This window comes from Azospirillum sp. A29 (assembly GCF_042604625.1).
In the GTDB taxonomy this organism is placed as follows: domain Bacteria; phylum Pseudomonadota; class Alphaproteobacteria; order Azospirillales; family Azospirillaceae; genus Azospirillum; species Azospirillum palustre.
In genome coordinates, this window is sequence record NZ_CP170463.1 from 135,001 (window position 1) to 148,382 (window position 13,382).

The 13,382-nt window shown below is 67.1% G+C and carries 15 protein-coding genes; 7 read left to right on the plus strand and 8 right to left on the minus strand.

All coding sequences use genetic code 11. From position 1 onward, the window contains the following. Nucleotides 1–88: 88 nt before the first annotated feature. From ABNQ38_RS09205 to ABNQ38_RS09230, 6 genes are all read right to left on the minus strand, one after another. On the minus strand, nt 89–2,209 hold the full coding sequence (locus ABNQ38_RS09205) for an ATP-binding protein (RefSeq protein WP_377807172.1): 2,121 nt from the start codon (nt 2,207–2,209) through the stop codon (nt 89–91). Further along, nucleotides 2,206–3,705, minus strand: a complete 1,500-nt coding sequence (locus tag ABNQ38_RS09210; RefSeq protein WP_377807173.1) for an ATPase domain-containing protein — start codon at nt 3,703–3,705, stop codon at nt 2,206–2,208. Before ABNQ38_RS09210 ends, ABNQ38_RS09205 begins: the two co-directional genes overlap by 4 nt. Beyond that, nucleotides 3,689–4,045: a HigA family addiction module antitoxin gene (locus ABNQ38_RS09215; RefSeq protein ID WP_377807174.1), complete on the minus strand. Its 357-nt coding sequence runs from the start codon at nt 4,043–4,045 to the stop codon at nt 3,689–3,691. The genes ABNQ38_RS09210 and ABNQ38_RS09215 overlap by 17 nt, the downstream gene beginning before the upstream one ends. A 298-nt stretch (nt 4,046–4,343) precedes the next feature. Continuing rightward, complete coding sequence (locus tag ABNQ38_RS09220) at nt 4,344–4,697, minus strand: DDE-type integrase/transposase/recombinase (protein ID WP_377807175.1); 354 nt, start codon at nt 4,695–4,697, stop codon at nt 4,344–4,346. Between the two features lie 261 nt (nt 4,698–4,958). After that, nucleotides 4,959–6,416 (minus strand): heavy metal sensor histidine kinase, encoded by a 1,458-nt coding sequence (locus ABNQ38_RS09225; protein WP_377807176.1) that lies wholly within the window; start codon nt 6,414–6,416, stop codon nt 4,959–4,961. After that, entirely contained in the window at nt 6,413–7,084 is a 672-nt protein-coding gene (locus ABNQ38_RS09230) for a heavy metal response regulator transcription factor (protein WP_377807177.1), read from the minus strand. The genes ABNQ38_RS09225 and ABNQ38_RS09230 overlap by 4 nt, the downstream gene beginning before the upstream one ends. Before the next feature lie 179 nt (nt 7,085–7,263). Here ABNQ38_RS09230 and ABNQ38_RS09235 point away from each other — a divergent pair, with 179 nt between their 5' ends. The 4 genes from ABNQ38_RS09235 (at nt 7,264) to ABNQ38_RS09250 (ending at nt 10,012) form a co-directional block, all read left to right on the plus strand. Continuing rightward, a complete protein-coding gene (locus ABNQ38_RS09235) occupies nt 7,264–7,884 on the plus strand; it encodes a hypothetical protein (protein WP_377807178.1) in 621 nt (206 codons plus the stop codon). A 28-nt stretch (nt 7,885–7,912) separates the two neighbouring features. Beyond that, nucleotides 7,913–8,566 carry a cytochrome b/b6 domain-containing protein gene (locus ABNQ38_RS09240; RefSeq protein WP_377807407.1) on the plus strand — a complete coding sequence of 218 codons (654 nt, stop codon included), beginning with the start codon at nt 7,913–7,915 and terminating at the stop codon, nt 8,564–8,566. Further along, the gene (locus ABNQ38_RS09245) at nt 8,559–9,362 is read left to right on the plus strand and encodes a molybdopterin-dependent oxidoreductase (RefSeq protein WP_377807179.1); all 804 of its coding nucleotides are present in this window, start codon (nt 8,559–8,561) and stop codon (nt 9,360–9,362) included. The genes ABNQ38_RS09240 and ABNQ38_RS09245 overlap by 8 nt, the downstream gene beginning before the upstream one ends. A 194-nt stretch (nt 9,363–9,556) precedes the next feature. Next, nucleotides 9,557–10,012, plus strand: coding sequence for a cation transporter dimerization domain-containing protein (locus tag ABNQ38_RS09250; RefSeq protein ID WP_377807408.1), 456 nt, complete (start codon nt 9,557–9,559; stop codon nt 10,010–10,012). A gap of 57 nt (nt 10,013–10,069) precedes the next feature. Here the strand turns inward: ABNQ38_RS09250 and ABNQ38_RS09255 are convergent, their stop codons facing one another. Both ABNQ38_RS09255 and ABNQ38_RS09260 read right to left on the minus strand, forming a co-directional pair. Next, complete coding sequence (locus ABNQ38_RS09255; RefSeq protein ID WP_377807181.1) at nt 10,070–10,204, minus strand: hypothetical protein; 135 nt, start codon at nt 10,202–10,204, stop codon at nt 10,070–10,072. Then, complete coding sequence (locus ABNQ38_RS09260; protein WP_377807182.1) at nt 10,201–10,365, minus strand: hypothetical protein; 165 nt, start codon at nt 10,363–10,365, stop codon at nt 10,201–10,203. The genes ABNQ38_RS09255 and ABNQ38_RS09260 overlap by 4 nt, the downstream gene beginning before the upstream one ends. A gap of 99 nt (nt 10,366–10,464) precedes the next feature. Here ABNQ38_RS09260 and ABNQ38_RS09265 point away from each other — a divergent pair, with 99 nt between their 5' ends. The 3 genes from ABNQ38_RS09265 to ABNQ38_RS09275 are packed head-to-tail and all read left to right on the plus strand — an operon-like array spanning nt 10,465 to nt 13,356. Continuing rightward, nucleotides 10,465–11,556, plus strand: a complete 1,092-nt coding sequence (locus ABNQ38_RS09265) for an iron ABC transporter substrate-binding protein (protein ID WP_377807183.1) — start codon at nt 10,465–10,467, stop codon at nt 11,554–11,556. After that, a complete protein-coding gene (locus tag ABNQ38_RS09270) occupies nt 11,480–12,565 on the plus strand; it encodes a FecCD family ABC transporter permease (RefSeq protein ID WP_377807185.1) in 1,086 nt (361 codons plus the stop codon). Before ABNQ38_RS09265 ends, ABNQ38_RS09270 begins: the two co-directional genes overlap by 77 nt. Further along, on the plus strand, nt 12,562–13,356 hold the full coding sequence (locus ABNQ38_RS09275) for an ABC transporter ATP-binding protein (protein ID WP_377807186.1): 795 nt from the start codon (nt 12,562–12,564) through the stop codon (nt 13,354–13,356). Before ABNQ38_RS09270 ends, ABNQ38_RS09275 begins: the two co-directional genes overlap by 4 nt. Nucleotides 13,357–13,382 lie beyond the last annotated feature (26 nt).

Consider the following 13,382-nt stretch of genomic DNA (forward strand, 5'->3'; position numbering starts at 1 on the left):
TCGTGGCGCTCCCATGGAGTACTTGGCCCATAGTGCATCCCTCAAGTCCTGCACGTAGGATGCACCATCAAATGCCGGGACTAAACATCTAACCAGAGTGAAGACCATCGCTCCGCTCGGCAGATGCCGAAGTTCCTGCCCTCCCGGCCAACAGCTTGGCTGTCGCGACGGCTAGCTGATTCTGAGTATACGGCTTGGCAAGACGCGGCAGGTCGGCGATGACGCCCTCCGGCAGGTCGGCGTACCCCGTCGCCAGCAACACCGGCAGGTCCGGGACCATGATACGGGCCGCCTCCGCAAGCTCAACACCAGTCATCCCTGGCATCGCATAGTCCGTCAGCAGCAAATCGACCGCCTGGACGCTGCGCAGAAGTTCCAGGGCTTCGCTCCCCGAACTCGCTTCGATGACTGTGTGCCCAAGGTCGGCCAGCATATCGACAGTGCTCATGGCAATCAGCGCGTCATCGTCGACCACGAGGACAACGGCGGGAGACACGTCGGCCACCGTGGTCGTCGGCAACTCGGCCGCCTGGGCCGGTGTCGTCGCCTTTGGCAACCACAGCTCCACCAGCGCCCCCTGGCCTGGAACGCTCGACAGCCGGAACGCGCCGCCGGACTGCACCGCCAGACCATGGACCATCGACAACCCCAGCCCGGTGCCTTTGCCGATGCCCTTGGTCGAGAAGAACGGCTCGATCGCCCGCGCCAGCGTTTCCTCATCCATCCCGGTGCCGGTGTCCCGCACGCTCACGTGCGGATAGAAGCCCGGCGGCAGTCCCGAAGTGACGGGGGCTGGCGCCTCGTCCACGGTCACGGTGAGCGTGCCGCCGTCGGGCATGGCATCGCGGGCATTCACGGCAAGATTCAGGATCGCCAGTTCGAGCTGGTTGGGATCGATCAGCGCCGGCGCCGTCGCAGGGGGGGCGTCGATGCGGATGACGACGCGTGGGCCGACCGAACGCTCCAACAGCGTTTTCATGCCGGCCAGCAGCCCGGCAAGGTCCACTGCCTGCGGCTGCAGATCCTGGCGACGGGCGAAAGCCAGAAGCCTTTGGGTCAGTGTCGCTCCGCGTTGGGCCCCCTGCATGGCGCCATCGAACAGGCGTTCCGTCGTCGGATCGGCGGGCAGGCGTTTGCGCAGCAATTCCAGATTGCCGAGCACCGCCATCAGCAGATTGTTGAAGTCGTGTGCCACACCGCCGGTGAGCTGGCCGAGCGTCTCCAGCTTCTGCGTCTGGCGCAGTTGCTCTTCGGCGCGTTCGCGGTCGCGGATCTCGTCGCGAAGCTGGTCCAGCGTCGCCTTCAATTCGCGGGTGCGTTCCTGCACCTTGGATTCCAGCGTCTCCGTAAGCCGCCGAAGCGCCTCCTGCGCCGCCTTCTGGTCGGTGATGTCGACAATGACGGCGAGCGCTCCGGCTGCCTTGCCGGTAGAATCCCGCACAGGCAGGCCGCTGACACGGGTCCAGACCGGCTGACCGCCGGCGGGACGATGGATGAACTCGATGCCGGTGACGGTCTCGCCGCGCAGTGCACACGCTCCGGGATAGCGATCGCCTGACAGACGGTGGCCATTCGCGTCGTAGGCAATCCAACTCTCCTCACCTTCCGGCTGCCGGGAGGGAATGACATCGTTCGGAAGAAAGCTCCGGAAGGCCGGATTGGACAACAAGGTCCGGCCGTTGCGGTCCATTAGGTTCACCCCCACCGGCAGGTGCTCCACCAGTGTTTCGAAGCGTGCCCGTTCGTCGGCGAGATCCGCCAGCAGACGCTCGCGCTCCACCAGCCTCGCCCTCGCCTCGTATTGCCGGCGCCGGCCGCGCAGGCAGGTCCGCACGACGCTGATCATGGTAGTCGGGTGGAAGGGGCGCTCCACGAAGGTGACGTTGCCAAGCAGTTCGGTCAGGCGCGCGGCCTCCGGCGTGCGCTCGGCACCGTCGCCCCGCAGTGTGAGCAGGATGACGGGAAGGTCCGACCATGGCGGCTGCGCACCGATCCAGGCGACGAGACCCTGGAGATCGGCGGTGCGCACCGCCTCCTCCGCCAGGATGAGCAGACCGGCTCCATCTCCCAGCGCCGTGCAAAGTGCCGGCAGGTCGGGACAGGCGTGCGCGGCGATCCCGACCTCGCCCAGCAAGGCCGAAGCAACGGTGGCATCACGTCCACGCGGCGCCAGGATCAGCGCGCGCTCCATGATGGCGGATTCGCTCAAGCCGGATCGTCCTGCATCAGAGGTCCGCCTTGGCCGACATAGATTGGCACGCCGCGCAGCACCCCCTGGAACGCATCCAGCGGCGGCCCCAGGCTGATGCCGCTGCCGTTGACCCGGTACTCGCGGATCGTGTCCTCGTGCGGGCCGGCGCGCTTCTTGATCACCGAGATCGCCCGCCGGACACGGCCCAGCGCCTCGAAATAGCGCAGCAGCACGACGGTATCGGCCAGATAGGTGACGTCGACCGGCGCCTGCATGTCACCGATCAGGCCATGCTGCGCGATGGTGAGGAAGGTCGTCACGCCCTGGCGGTTCAGGTACAGGAGCAATTCATGAAGATGCAGGACCAGAAGCTGCTCTTCCGGCATAGCCGCCTGATAGCCGTTGAGGCTGTCGATCACCACGGTGCGGATCTGGTGATCGTCGACGCAGGCGCGAACCCGATGGGTGAACTCGCCAGGCGCCAATTCCGCCGCATCCACCTGCTCGATGATCAGACTACCGCTATCCCGCATGGCTTCGAGATCGAAGCCCATCGCCCTGGTCCGGGCGAACAGCAGGCCAAGCTCCTCGTCGAACACGAACAACGCCGCCCGCTCCCCCCGTGCGACGGCGGCCACCGTGAACTGAAGTGCCAGCAGCGACTTTCCGGTACCGGCCGGGCCGATGATCAGGGTGCTCGATCCACGCTCCATGCCGCCGCCCAGCAGCGTATCGAGTTCGGCGATGCCGCTGACCAAACGTTCCCCCGAAAAACCGGTTCGATGTTCGGCGGCGATCAGCCGGGGGAACACCTGGAAGCCACCGGTGGTGATCGTGCAGTCGTGGTAGCCGCCGCGATAGGCCTGCCCACGGTATTTCAGCACCCGCAAGCGCCGCCGCTCCGCGCCGTAGGCCGGCGTCAGCATCTCCAGACGGATCACGCCGTGCGCGATGCTGTGGACCGTTTTGTCCATCGTGTCGGTGGTCAGATCGTCGAGCAGCAGCACGGTGGCGCCGTGCCGGGCGAAATAATGTTTGAGGGCGAGGATCTGGCGCCGATATCGCAACGAGCTTTGCGCCAGCAGCCGGATCTCCGACAGGCTGTCGAGAACGATCCGCATCGGCTTGCTGCGCCCGATCGCCTCGAACATCAGCTTGGTCGTCTCGCCGAGCTCGAGATCGGAGGAGTAAAGCAGACTTTGCTGGTGCGCCTCGTCGAGCAGGCTCTCCGGCGGAACCAGTTCGAACACCGTGATCGCCTCGTTGAGCGTCCAATTATGGGCGGCTGCAGCGTCGCGAAGTTCACCTTCGGTTTCCGACAGGGTGATGTAGAGCCCGGTTTCACCGGCCGCTGCGCCGTCCAGCAGGAACTGCAGGGCAATGGTGGTCTTGCCGGTACCGGGGCTTCCCTCGAGCAGGAAGACACGGTCACGGGCAAGACCGCCGGCGAGGATGTCGTCAAGACCGGTAACACCGGTTCTCGCCTTGGGCGGCAGTTCAGCGGGAGCGGGCATGGTGGGCAAGGATATCCGTCTTGAGGGTGTCGGGCAGTGCATGCGCCGGAATGCGGTCCAAGGTTTCGGCAAGGGCACGCTGCGCATGCCACAGGTCATGCGCCAGTTGAACGTCGAGCCAGAAATGGGTGGATCTGCCGCAGAGCCGGGCCAGCCGGGCAGCCATCTCGGGCGTGACAGCGGCGGTACCTGCGAGTACGCGGTGGAGTGTCTGGCGGGCAATCGCCAGCTCCTGAGCGGCCTGGGTCACCGTCAGCCGAAGCTTCCGCAACACGTGGTTACCCAGCACGGCGCCGGGATGGGGTGGAGGATCAGTAGAGAGAGGTAATTCTGTGGACATCGATTCCGACCGGAACACATGACCACCGAAATGTAACGCAACGCGCGACAGAGCACCGCTTTCCTATCGTCATTGACCCTTTGGCATAGAGTCTACGAAAACGCGCTGCTGATCGGTGTTCCAGCTGGCGCCCATTCTGTTGTTTTGACTGTCCGTGAAACCGCCGACTTACGGCCATTCGGCCTCTTCGTGTGTCCAATCCAAGTTAACGTGACAATGCCCCCTTCAACGCTGCCTTTTCAGGCGTCGGTGGGCGAGCGGATCAGCTTGTCCGATTCAATTAAGACCGTGCTCGCGATCACCTTGAAGAGATGGCTGGCCTGATGCTCATCACCGCAATGGCCGAGCGGAAGAACACCTCGACAGCAGCCTGGTCGCGGGCTTCGCTGAGATAGACGTCGACCAGCTTGCCGTCGCTGTCGATGGCGCGGTAGAGGTACTGCCAGCGCCCGCCGACCTTCGGATACGTCTCATCCACGTACCAACTGTGGCCGATCTTGCCCGTCCGTCGCAGGCGGAGGGCATTGGTGAGCAACGGCGCCAGTTCGGTCTCCCGGTCACGCACCGCCTCGTGCGAGAAGACCAAGCCGCGCCGGAGCAGGATCTCGGCCAGATCACGCAGGCTCAGCTTGAACCGGAGCCGCCACAGCACGATCAGAAAAACGACGTCGGAAGGCAGCCGCAGGCGGTTCAGCGCCGAGCCGGTGCGCTCGTTGAAACCGCGTCCCCATTCTCGGCAGCGGAAGCGGCGGTAGCGGTGGGCCGTCCCATCCGAACGCTCCGTCGTCCTGCTCGAGTGGCAGTGTGGGCAGCGCCACCTCCAGAGTGGAGGTGATCCTCTACGTCAGCCCCGCGGCGCCGGGCAAGCAGGCCCGAAGGCTGACGGAACCGCACCAACACCACGACGACCGGCTCACTGCGGAAATGTCAGGCATATCCGGAAAAGTCCCGGCTGCGGGCGCGATGCCTCGGCCCGGCCGCCATGGCGGACCATGATCGTCTTGACGATCGCCAATCCCAGCCCGTGGGACTCGGTGGCGACGCTGCGTGCGGGATCGGCGCGGTAAAAGCGGTCGAACAGGCGCCCCATCTCATCGTCGTTCAAAGAGCTTCCCCGGTTCTCAACAATGATGCGGGCGTGCTTTTCCTCGACCGTCCCCACCAGCCGCACGACCTCGTCCCCGGCGCCATGGCGGACGGCATTCACCACCAGATTGCTGATGGCGCGACGGCAAAGGTCGGGGTTGGCGCAGACCGTCCCCGCCGCCTCGATCGCGAAGCGGATGCCACGCTCCGCTGCCGGTCCCTCGAAGTAGTCGGCGATTTTCCGGAGTTCCATCGCCAGCGACAGATCCTGGCGTTCCAGCGGCGCGCTGGCATTGTCGGCACGGGCGAGGAACAGCAGATTTTCGCTCAGCCGGTGCAGCCGGTCCAACTCCTCCAGGTTTGATTCCAGAATTTGCTGATAGTCGTCGATGGTCCGTGGCTGGGCCAGCGCCACCTGGGTCTGACCGATCAGGATGCCCAGGGGCGTGCGAATCTCGTGGGCAAGGTCGGCGGAGAATTGCGACAGATGGCGGTAACCGGAGGCGAGCCGGTCGAGCATCGCGTTGATCGCTCCGGCCAGGGCGCGCAATTCTCCCGGCGCGGTGGCGACGTCAAAGCGCAGGTCGAGCTTGCCAGGGGCGATGTCCGCCGCCCGAGCCGCCATGGTGCGTACCGGCCGCAGCCCGTGCCGGAGCGCTGCGAAGGCCAGCGCCGACCCGACCAGCAGGGCAACCAGCGTGGCGACCACGATGCGCGCCCGGTAGGCGTTGAGCATCTGCCGTTCGCCGGCCATCGGATGCCCGCCGAGGATTTGGATGAGTCGCCCATCCTCCACCGCCTGTGTCTGCGCCCAGGCCCAGACGATCGGCACGCTATTGGGCAGGGTCGTGCGCAGGGAACCGCTTTCCCCGGCGTTCGCCATCCCGGCCGCCACCCCGGAGGGTGCTTCAGGAGGGGGGAGCGTGGGCAGCGGCAGACCATCGGGATTGACCGCCGTCAGCACGGTGCCGTCGATTTCCCGGAACACCAGGACATCGCGCTCGGCGCCCAGCATGTTGGCGATCAGCAACGGCCGGTCCCGCAGTTCTGTCACGGTGTACATCTCACGGATCAGCCGGGAGAAATGATCGAGCCGGCTGGCGAGAAGGATTTCCACCCGGCGGTCCATCGCCGACTTCACCGACTGGTAGAAATAGGTCCCGAGCATCACGGTGACCGAGCAGAGGATGAGCGCGCTGAGCACCGCCGCGCGCACGGTCAGTGAAAGGCCGGTCAGCGAGATGCCGGGCCGGCGGCGGCGTGGCGGTGCGGCGGACTCTGTCATGGTTCTGCCCGCAGGCTGTAGCCGGCGCCGCGGATGGTGGCGATCAGCTTGCGTTCGAAGGGGCCGTCGATCTTGGCGCGCAGCCGCTTGACGGCGACATCGACGACATTGGTGTCGCTGTCGAAATTCATGTCCCAGACCTCCGAGGCGATCTGCGTGCGTGTCAGCACTTCGCCTTCACGCCGCAACAGCAGGTGCAGCAGCAGGAATTCCTTGTTGGTCAGGGCGATCTCGACACCGCCGCGGGTCACCCGCCGGCGCACCAGGTCGAGCCGCAGGTCGGCGACCTCGAAGACCTCCGTCTCGCGCGCGGCACCGCGCCGCAGGATGGTGCGGATGCGCAGTTCCAACTCGACGAAGGAGAAGGGCTTGACCAGATAGTCGTCGGCGCCGAGCCGCAGGCCGCGGATGCGGTCGCTCACCTCGTCACGGGCCGACAGGACGATCACCGGCACGTCGCGCTTGGCCCGGAGCTGCTGGATCACGTCCCACCCGGTGAGACCGGGAAGCATGATGTCGAGGACGACCAGCTCGTAATCCTGGTCGAGCGCCATATAGAGGCCGTCCACGCCGTTGCGCGCCAGATCCACGTTGTAGCCATGCTCGCGCAGGCCCTTTCTCAGATAATCCCCAGTCTTGGCGTCGTCTTCGATGATGAGGATGCTCACGCCCGCCCCCTGTTTTGCCGATCTTGCCGGAATCCGGCGGTCTCGGCACTGACCGTGCCATGACAAGAATGTCATGATCGGGTCATCCCGCTGGCCTCCTTCCCCTTTATCCTCGCCCCCCATATCCGTCGAGGGTTTGAGAGGACAGACACGTTATGCGGACCCCTTGGAAAAGCGCCGTGACCGGTGCCGTCTCGGTGATGATGGTCACACTGACGCTCACCGCCGTGACCGGCGATGCCGCCGCCCAGCAGCAGCCCCAGCAGCAGATGACGACCCGGTTGCGCGGCGTCATCACCGCCGTGACCGCCGACCGGCTGGAAATCCGGACGCGCGACGGCAAGGAGGTTCCGGTGGCCGTCACCGCCGGCACCCGCGTCGCGTCGATCGAACTGACCGGCCTCGACGCGATCAAGCCCGACAGCTACATCGGCACGGCGGCGGCACCCCAGCCGGACGGCACGCTGAAGGCGCTGGAAGTCCACGTCTTCCCGCCCGCGATGCGCGGCGCCGGCGACGGCTCCCGCCCCTGGGACTTGCAGCCGAACAGCGTGATGACCAACGGCGCCATCGGCAGCATTGTCGGGACCGATGGCCGGGTCGTCACCGTCAAGTATCAGAATGGCGAGAAGAAAGTGGTCATTCCGCCGGACGTTCCGGTCGTCAACATCGTTCCGGCCGACCCGTCGCTGTTCGTGGCGGGTGCCAAGGTCGTGGTGCAGGCCGCCAAGGGCAACGACGGCACGCTGTCCGCCCTGTCGGTCAGCGTCGGCAAGGATGGCATCACCCCACCGATGTGAGCGGCGAGCGATGCCCGGCACCCCCCACATGTCCGATCCTTCGCCGTCCGATCATCCGCCGCCAAGACAGCCGTTGATCTTGCGGGCCACCCACTGGATCAACGTGCCGGCGATGGCCGGCATGGTGATGAGCGGGCTGGGCATCCACAACGCCCACCCGATCCTGCCCTGGCCGGTTCCGGCCTGGGCGACGCTCGGCGGCTGGCTCGGCGGTTCGACGGTCTGGCATTTCGCGGTGATGTGGCTGCTGGTCGCCAACGGGGCGGTCTACCTCGCCTATGGGCTGGCGAGCGGGCATCTGCGCCGCCGTCTTACGCCGCTGCGGCTGGGCGACGGGCTGCACGATCTGCGGCTCGCCCTTGCCTTACGGCTGCGGCACGAGCCCGGCCGCTACAACAATATCCAGAAGGCCCTCTATATCGGGGTTCTTCTCGCCGGCGTCCTGATGGTGGCTTCCGGCCTCGCCATCTGGAAGCCGGTCCAGTTCGCCGGCCTGACCGCCCTGTTCGGCGGCTTTGCCGCGGCGCGCGTCGTTCATTTTCTCGGCATGGCCGGCATCCTCGCCTTCCTTCTTCTCCACGTGGTCATGGTGGCGATCGTTCCGGCGACCCTGCCGCCGATGATCCTGGGGCGTGCTCGCGGGCGGCGTAGAAAAACAGTCGGGGGCAAAGACGATGAATGATCGCAAAGTACAGGAGCCGGCGGCCGGGCGCCGCGACGGCGTGCGCATCGATCCGGCGGATCACCGCAGCGGGCTGCGGCGGCTGGAGCGACGGCTGTTCCTGCGTTCGTCGCTGTCGCTTGGCGCCGTCGCCCTGCTGTCGGGCTGCACGCTTCAGGACGGCGACACGGTTGACCGGATGTTGTGGGCGATGTCGCGCTGGAACGACCGCGTCCAGGCCTGGCTGTTCGATCCCGACCGGATGGCCCCCACCTATGGCATGGCCGACCTGACCACCCCCTTTCCCTTCAACGCCTATTACCCGATCGACAGCGTGCCGGAGATCGACGGGTCGGATTTCCGGCTGGCCGTCTCCGGTCTGGTCGGCGACCGCCGGTCCTGGAGCCTGGAGGACCTGCGGCGCCTGCCACAGGAGAGCCAGATCACCCGCCACATCTGCATCGAGGGTTGGAGCGCCATCGGTCAGTGGAGCGGCGTGCCTTTCCGCAGCTTTCTGCAGCGGGTCGGCGCCGATCCGACCGCGAAATATGTCGGCTTCAAATGCGCCGACCGCTATTACACCAGCCTCGATATGCCGACCGCCCTGCACCCGCAAACCCAGCTCACCCTTGATTTCGGAACGGTGGATTTCACGATGGCGGAGCTGCCGCCGGAATACGGCTATCCGCTGAAGCTGCGGGTGCCGACCAAGCTCGGCTTCAAGAATCCCAAGCACATCGTCGAGATCTTTGTGACCAACGACAACCCGGGCGGCTATTGGGAGGATCAGGGATACAACTGGTTCAGCGGCCTGTGACGGGGGAACCGCGCCGGACTCGCCGGAGGTTGATTTGATTGAGGTGTATTGGTCCATTCCTCAACGAAGAACGCGTGTTCGGTAAAGGCCAGGGTCCGGACTCATAACCAGTATGCGACGGTTGCGGCGATTTGGACGGCGGCCATAAAGTTTGTGGCGGACCGGTCGTAAGGACGCCTTGCGGTCGTTTCGACCTGGAGGTCGACGGGTCGCTGCCGGTCGAGGCGGCGCATGCGCTGTCCTCGCGGCTGGAGGATTCGATCCGGGAGGATCTGGGCACGGACATCAAGGTCAAAAGCCATATCGAGCCGTTGCAGGAGAATGGCCTGACCGGGGTGGACGCCGAACCCGATCTGCTGCGGGCCATCGGGGCGCATCTCTCCGCATCCCTTCCGATGGCCGGTCCGTTGCGGGACGTCCACAATCTGCGGGTTCGCCGCAGCGCCGCCGGTCTGGTCGTGACCTTCCACAGCCATGTGGCGCCCGGCACCACCGTGGTGGCGGTGCACGATGCAATCGACGCCCTGGAACGCGACCTGCGCAGCCGCTGGCCGGACATCGTCCGGGTCATCGGCCATTCCGAACCCGATCACGATGAACGGCCTGTGCCCGGCAAACCGCAGTCCGAGAAGGCGGCGGGTGCAGCGTGATCGGACCGTTCTGAATCCGCAGAGGCAGCCGGGCATCCGGAACGCGGCCCAGCCCCGTCAATCGTCGTCCGGCGGCACCGGGATCATGGAGCGGAACTGGTCCTTGGCGTCCTCGTCGCTCAGCGCCGGGGCGGCATTGGGGTCGTCCGGCGGGTCTATTACATGGATGAGGGATGGAACTGCCAGCGTCACGCCCAGCACCACCGCCTGTCGCGGAACATCAGGGTGAAGGTGGTGGCACCGGCGAACAGGGCGAACAGCGCGCCGGTCACCACCATGGTGTCGTGCAGCCTCGCCTTCATCGCGCTGCGGTCCAGCGACCGGCTGACGAGGCCGAAGACGAGCAGCGCCACCGCTCCCATCGCCGCCGCTCAACTCCATTGGCCTATGGACGACGGGGCGACGAGCCCCCATCGTCTTGGGCCGACACATGTCCACCATCCGGAGCGATCATGCGGCCCGGTCGTGCCAAACCATTTCGCCCCCGGCTTGCCGTGCTTTGGCTGAGCTTCGGGCTCTTTCCTGGAGTCTGTGCCACACAGCCCGTTGCCCAGCCCATTGCTGCGGCGGAGGAGTCGGTCGTCGATTCGGTCGGGCGTCGGGTCGCCCTGCCGCCCCGCGTCGAGCGGGTGTTTCCCGCCGGTCCGCCTGCCTCGGTCATCGTCTACATGCTGGCGCCCGACAAGCTGCTGGGCTGGACCCGCGCCATCAGTCCTCCGGAGCGTCCGTTCCTGCCGGAAGGATTCGCCGATCTACCGGAACTGGGGCGGCTGACCGGGCGCGGCAACACCGTCAACCTGGAAGCGGTCGTCGGCGCCCGGCCGGACATCGTCCTCGACATCGGCAGCACGGCTCCGACCTTCGTGTCGCTCGCGGATCGCGTTCAGGAGCAGACCGGCGTGCCGACCGTGCTGATCGACGGGCGGCTGGCAGAATCGGCCGGGACCTTCCGGACCGTGGGCAGGCTGCTCGGCGTACCGGAGCATGGGGAAAGGCTGGCCCGCTACGCCGAGGAAACGCTGGCCGAGGTGCGCCGGCGCATGGAGAGCATTCCCGCGGACCGGCGGCTGAAGGTCTATATGGCGCGGGGACCGCGCGGGTTGCAGACCGGCATCCGCGGCTCGATCAATGTCGAGGCGCTCGACGTCGCCGGGGTGCGCAACGTCGCTGCCGAAGCGCTGGGCGACGGCGGCATCGTCAATGTCTCCATGGAGCAGGTGCTGGCGTGGCAGCCCGATGCCATCGTCACCATCGACCCCGGCTTTTACGACAGCGTGTGGACCGACCCGCTGTGGCAGGGCGTCAAGGCGGTGCGCGAACGGCGTGTCTACCTGTCGCCGGGACTGCCCTTCACTTGGGTCGATTCACCGCCCTCCGCCAACCGGCTGCTCGGTCTCCGCTGGCTCGGCAAGGTGTTGTACCCTGACCTTTTCCCGGAAGACCTGCGTGAGGAGACGCGACGCTTCTATGCCCTCTTCTACCACCGAGCACCGGACGACCGGCAGATCGACGACCTCCTCGCCGGTTCGCGCCCGCCGGGGTGAGCTGCCTTTCGCCCTGGTGCTGGGGGGTGTTGCCGCCATGCTGCTGGCGGCTGTATTCGTCGCCTTCCATGTCGGCGCCTTCCCCGTGTCGCCGGGCGAGATCGCGGCACTCCTGTGGGCGAAGGCGACGGGAGCTTCGATGAATGTCCCGCGCACGGTGGAGACGGTGATCTGGGAAATCCGCGGGCCGCGCGTGCTCGCCGCCATGCTGATCGGCGCCGGGCTCGCCGCGTCGGGGGCCGCCTATCAGGGGCTGTTCCGCAACCCGCTGGTCTCGCCGGACATATTGGGCGTCTCGTCCGGGGCAGCGCTGGGCGCGGCGCTCGGCATCTTCGCCTCGCTTCCGGTGATCGCCATCCAGGGGCTTGCCTTCGCCGGGGGGCTGGTGGCGGTGGCGGCGGTCTATGGGCTCGCCTCCGTCGTGCGCGGGCGGGATCCGGTGCTGGTCCTTGTGCTGGGCGGGGTGGTCATCGGCGCCCTGCTGGGATCGGGTGTCGCCCTGCTCAAGTATCTTGCCGATCCGTACAACCAGCTGCCGGCCATCACCTTCTGGCTGCTCGGCAGCCTGTCGGCGGTCAACCGCGCCGATCTTGCCGCACTGGCGCCGCCGGTGGCGGTGGCGCTGGTTCCGCTGGTGCTGCTGCGCTGGCGGCTGGATGTGATGACGCTGGGCGATGAGGAGGCCACCTCGCTCGGCGTGTCGGTGCGCATCGTCCGTGCCGTGGTCATCGCGGCAGCGACGCTGATGACCGCCGCCGCCGTTTCCGTCGCCGGCATCGTCGGCTGGGTGGGGCTGCTGGTGCCGCATCTCGCCCGGCTGATGGTCGGGCCGGCGTTCGTGCGCCTGCTGCCCACCGCCGTGCTGCTGGGGGCGGCCTATCTGCTGGCGGTGGACACGCTGGCGCGCGGGATCGGCCGGGTCGAGCTGCCGCTGGGGGTCTTGACCGCGGTGATCGGCACGCCGGTGTTCCTCTGGCTGCTGGCCTTCGGCCGCCGGGGCTGGTCATGAGCGCACGGCTTGCCGTCGAGGATCTGGCCTTCGGCCATGGCGAGCGGACCATCGGCGCCGCCGTCGGGTTCGCCGTGGCGGCCGGGCAGGTTCTCTGTCTGCTCGGCCCCAACGGTGGCGGCAAGACGACGCTGTTCAAGACGATCCTCGGCCTGCTTCCCCCGCATGGCGGCCGCATCCTGGTCGATGGCGAGGATGTCGGCGGCTGGAACCCGCGCCGCCGCGCGCTGGCCTTCGGCTATGTGCCGCAGGCCGGCGCCGGGCAGTTTCCCTTCAGCGTCGGCGAGATGGTTCTGATGGGCCGCACCGCCCACCGCGGCCCGTTCGCCGCCCCGTCCGCCGGCGACCATGATGCCGCCGGGGCTGCGCTGGACCGTCTCGGGATCGCCCATCTGGCCGGGCGGGACTGGCTGCGCATCAGCGGCGGCGAGCGGCAGCTGGCGCTGATCGCCCGGGCGCTGGCCCAGGCGCCGCGCGTGCTGGTGCTGGACGAACCGACCGCCAGCCTCGATTTCGGCAACCAGCTGCGGGTGCTGGAGCAGGTGCGCCGGCTGGCCGACGAGGGAGGTCTTGCGGTCGTCTTCTCCACCCACCATCCCGAGCATGCCTTCGCCGTCGCCGACAGCGTGGCCCTGCTGCACGACGGCCGGCTCGCCCGTTTCGGCCCGCCGGCGGACGTGATCACCGCGGAGATGATGCGCGAGGTCTATGGTGCGGAGGTGGATGTGCTGCCGGTCGGCGATGCCGGCATGCGCGTGTGCGTGCCCCGTGGTCTGCACCGCAGGGTGTGACGGGCAGGGGACGCCCGGTTCCGGCG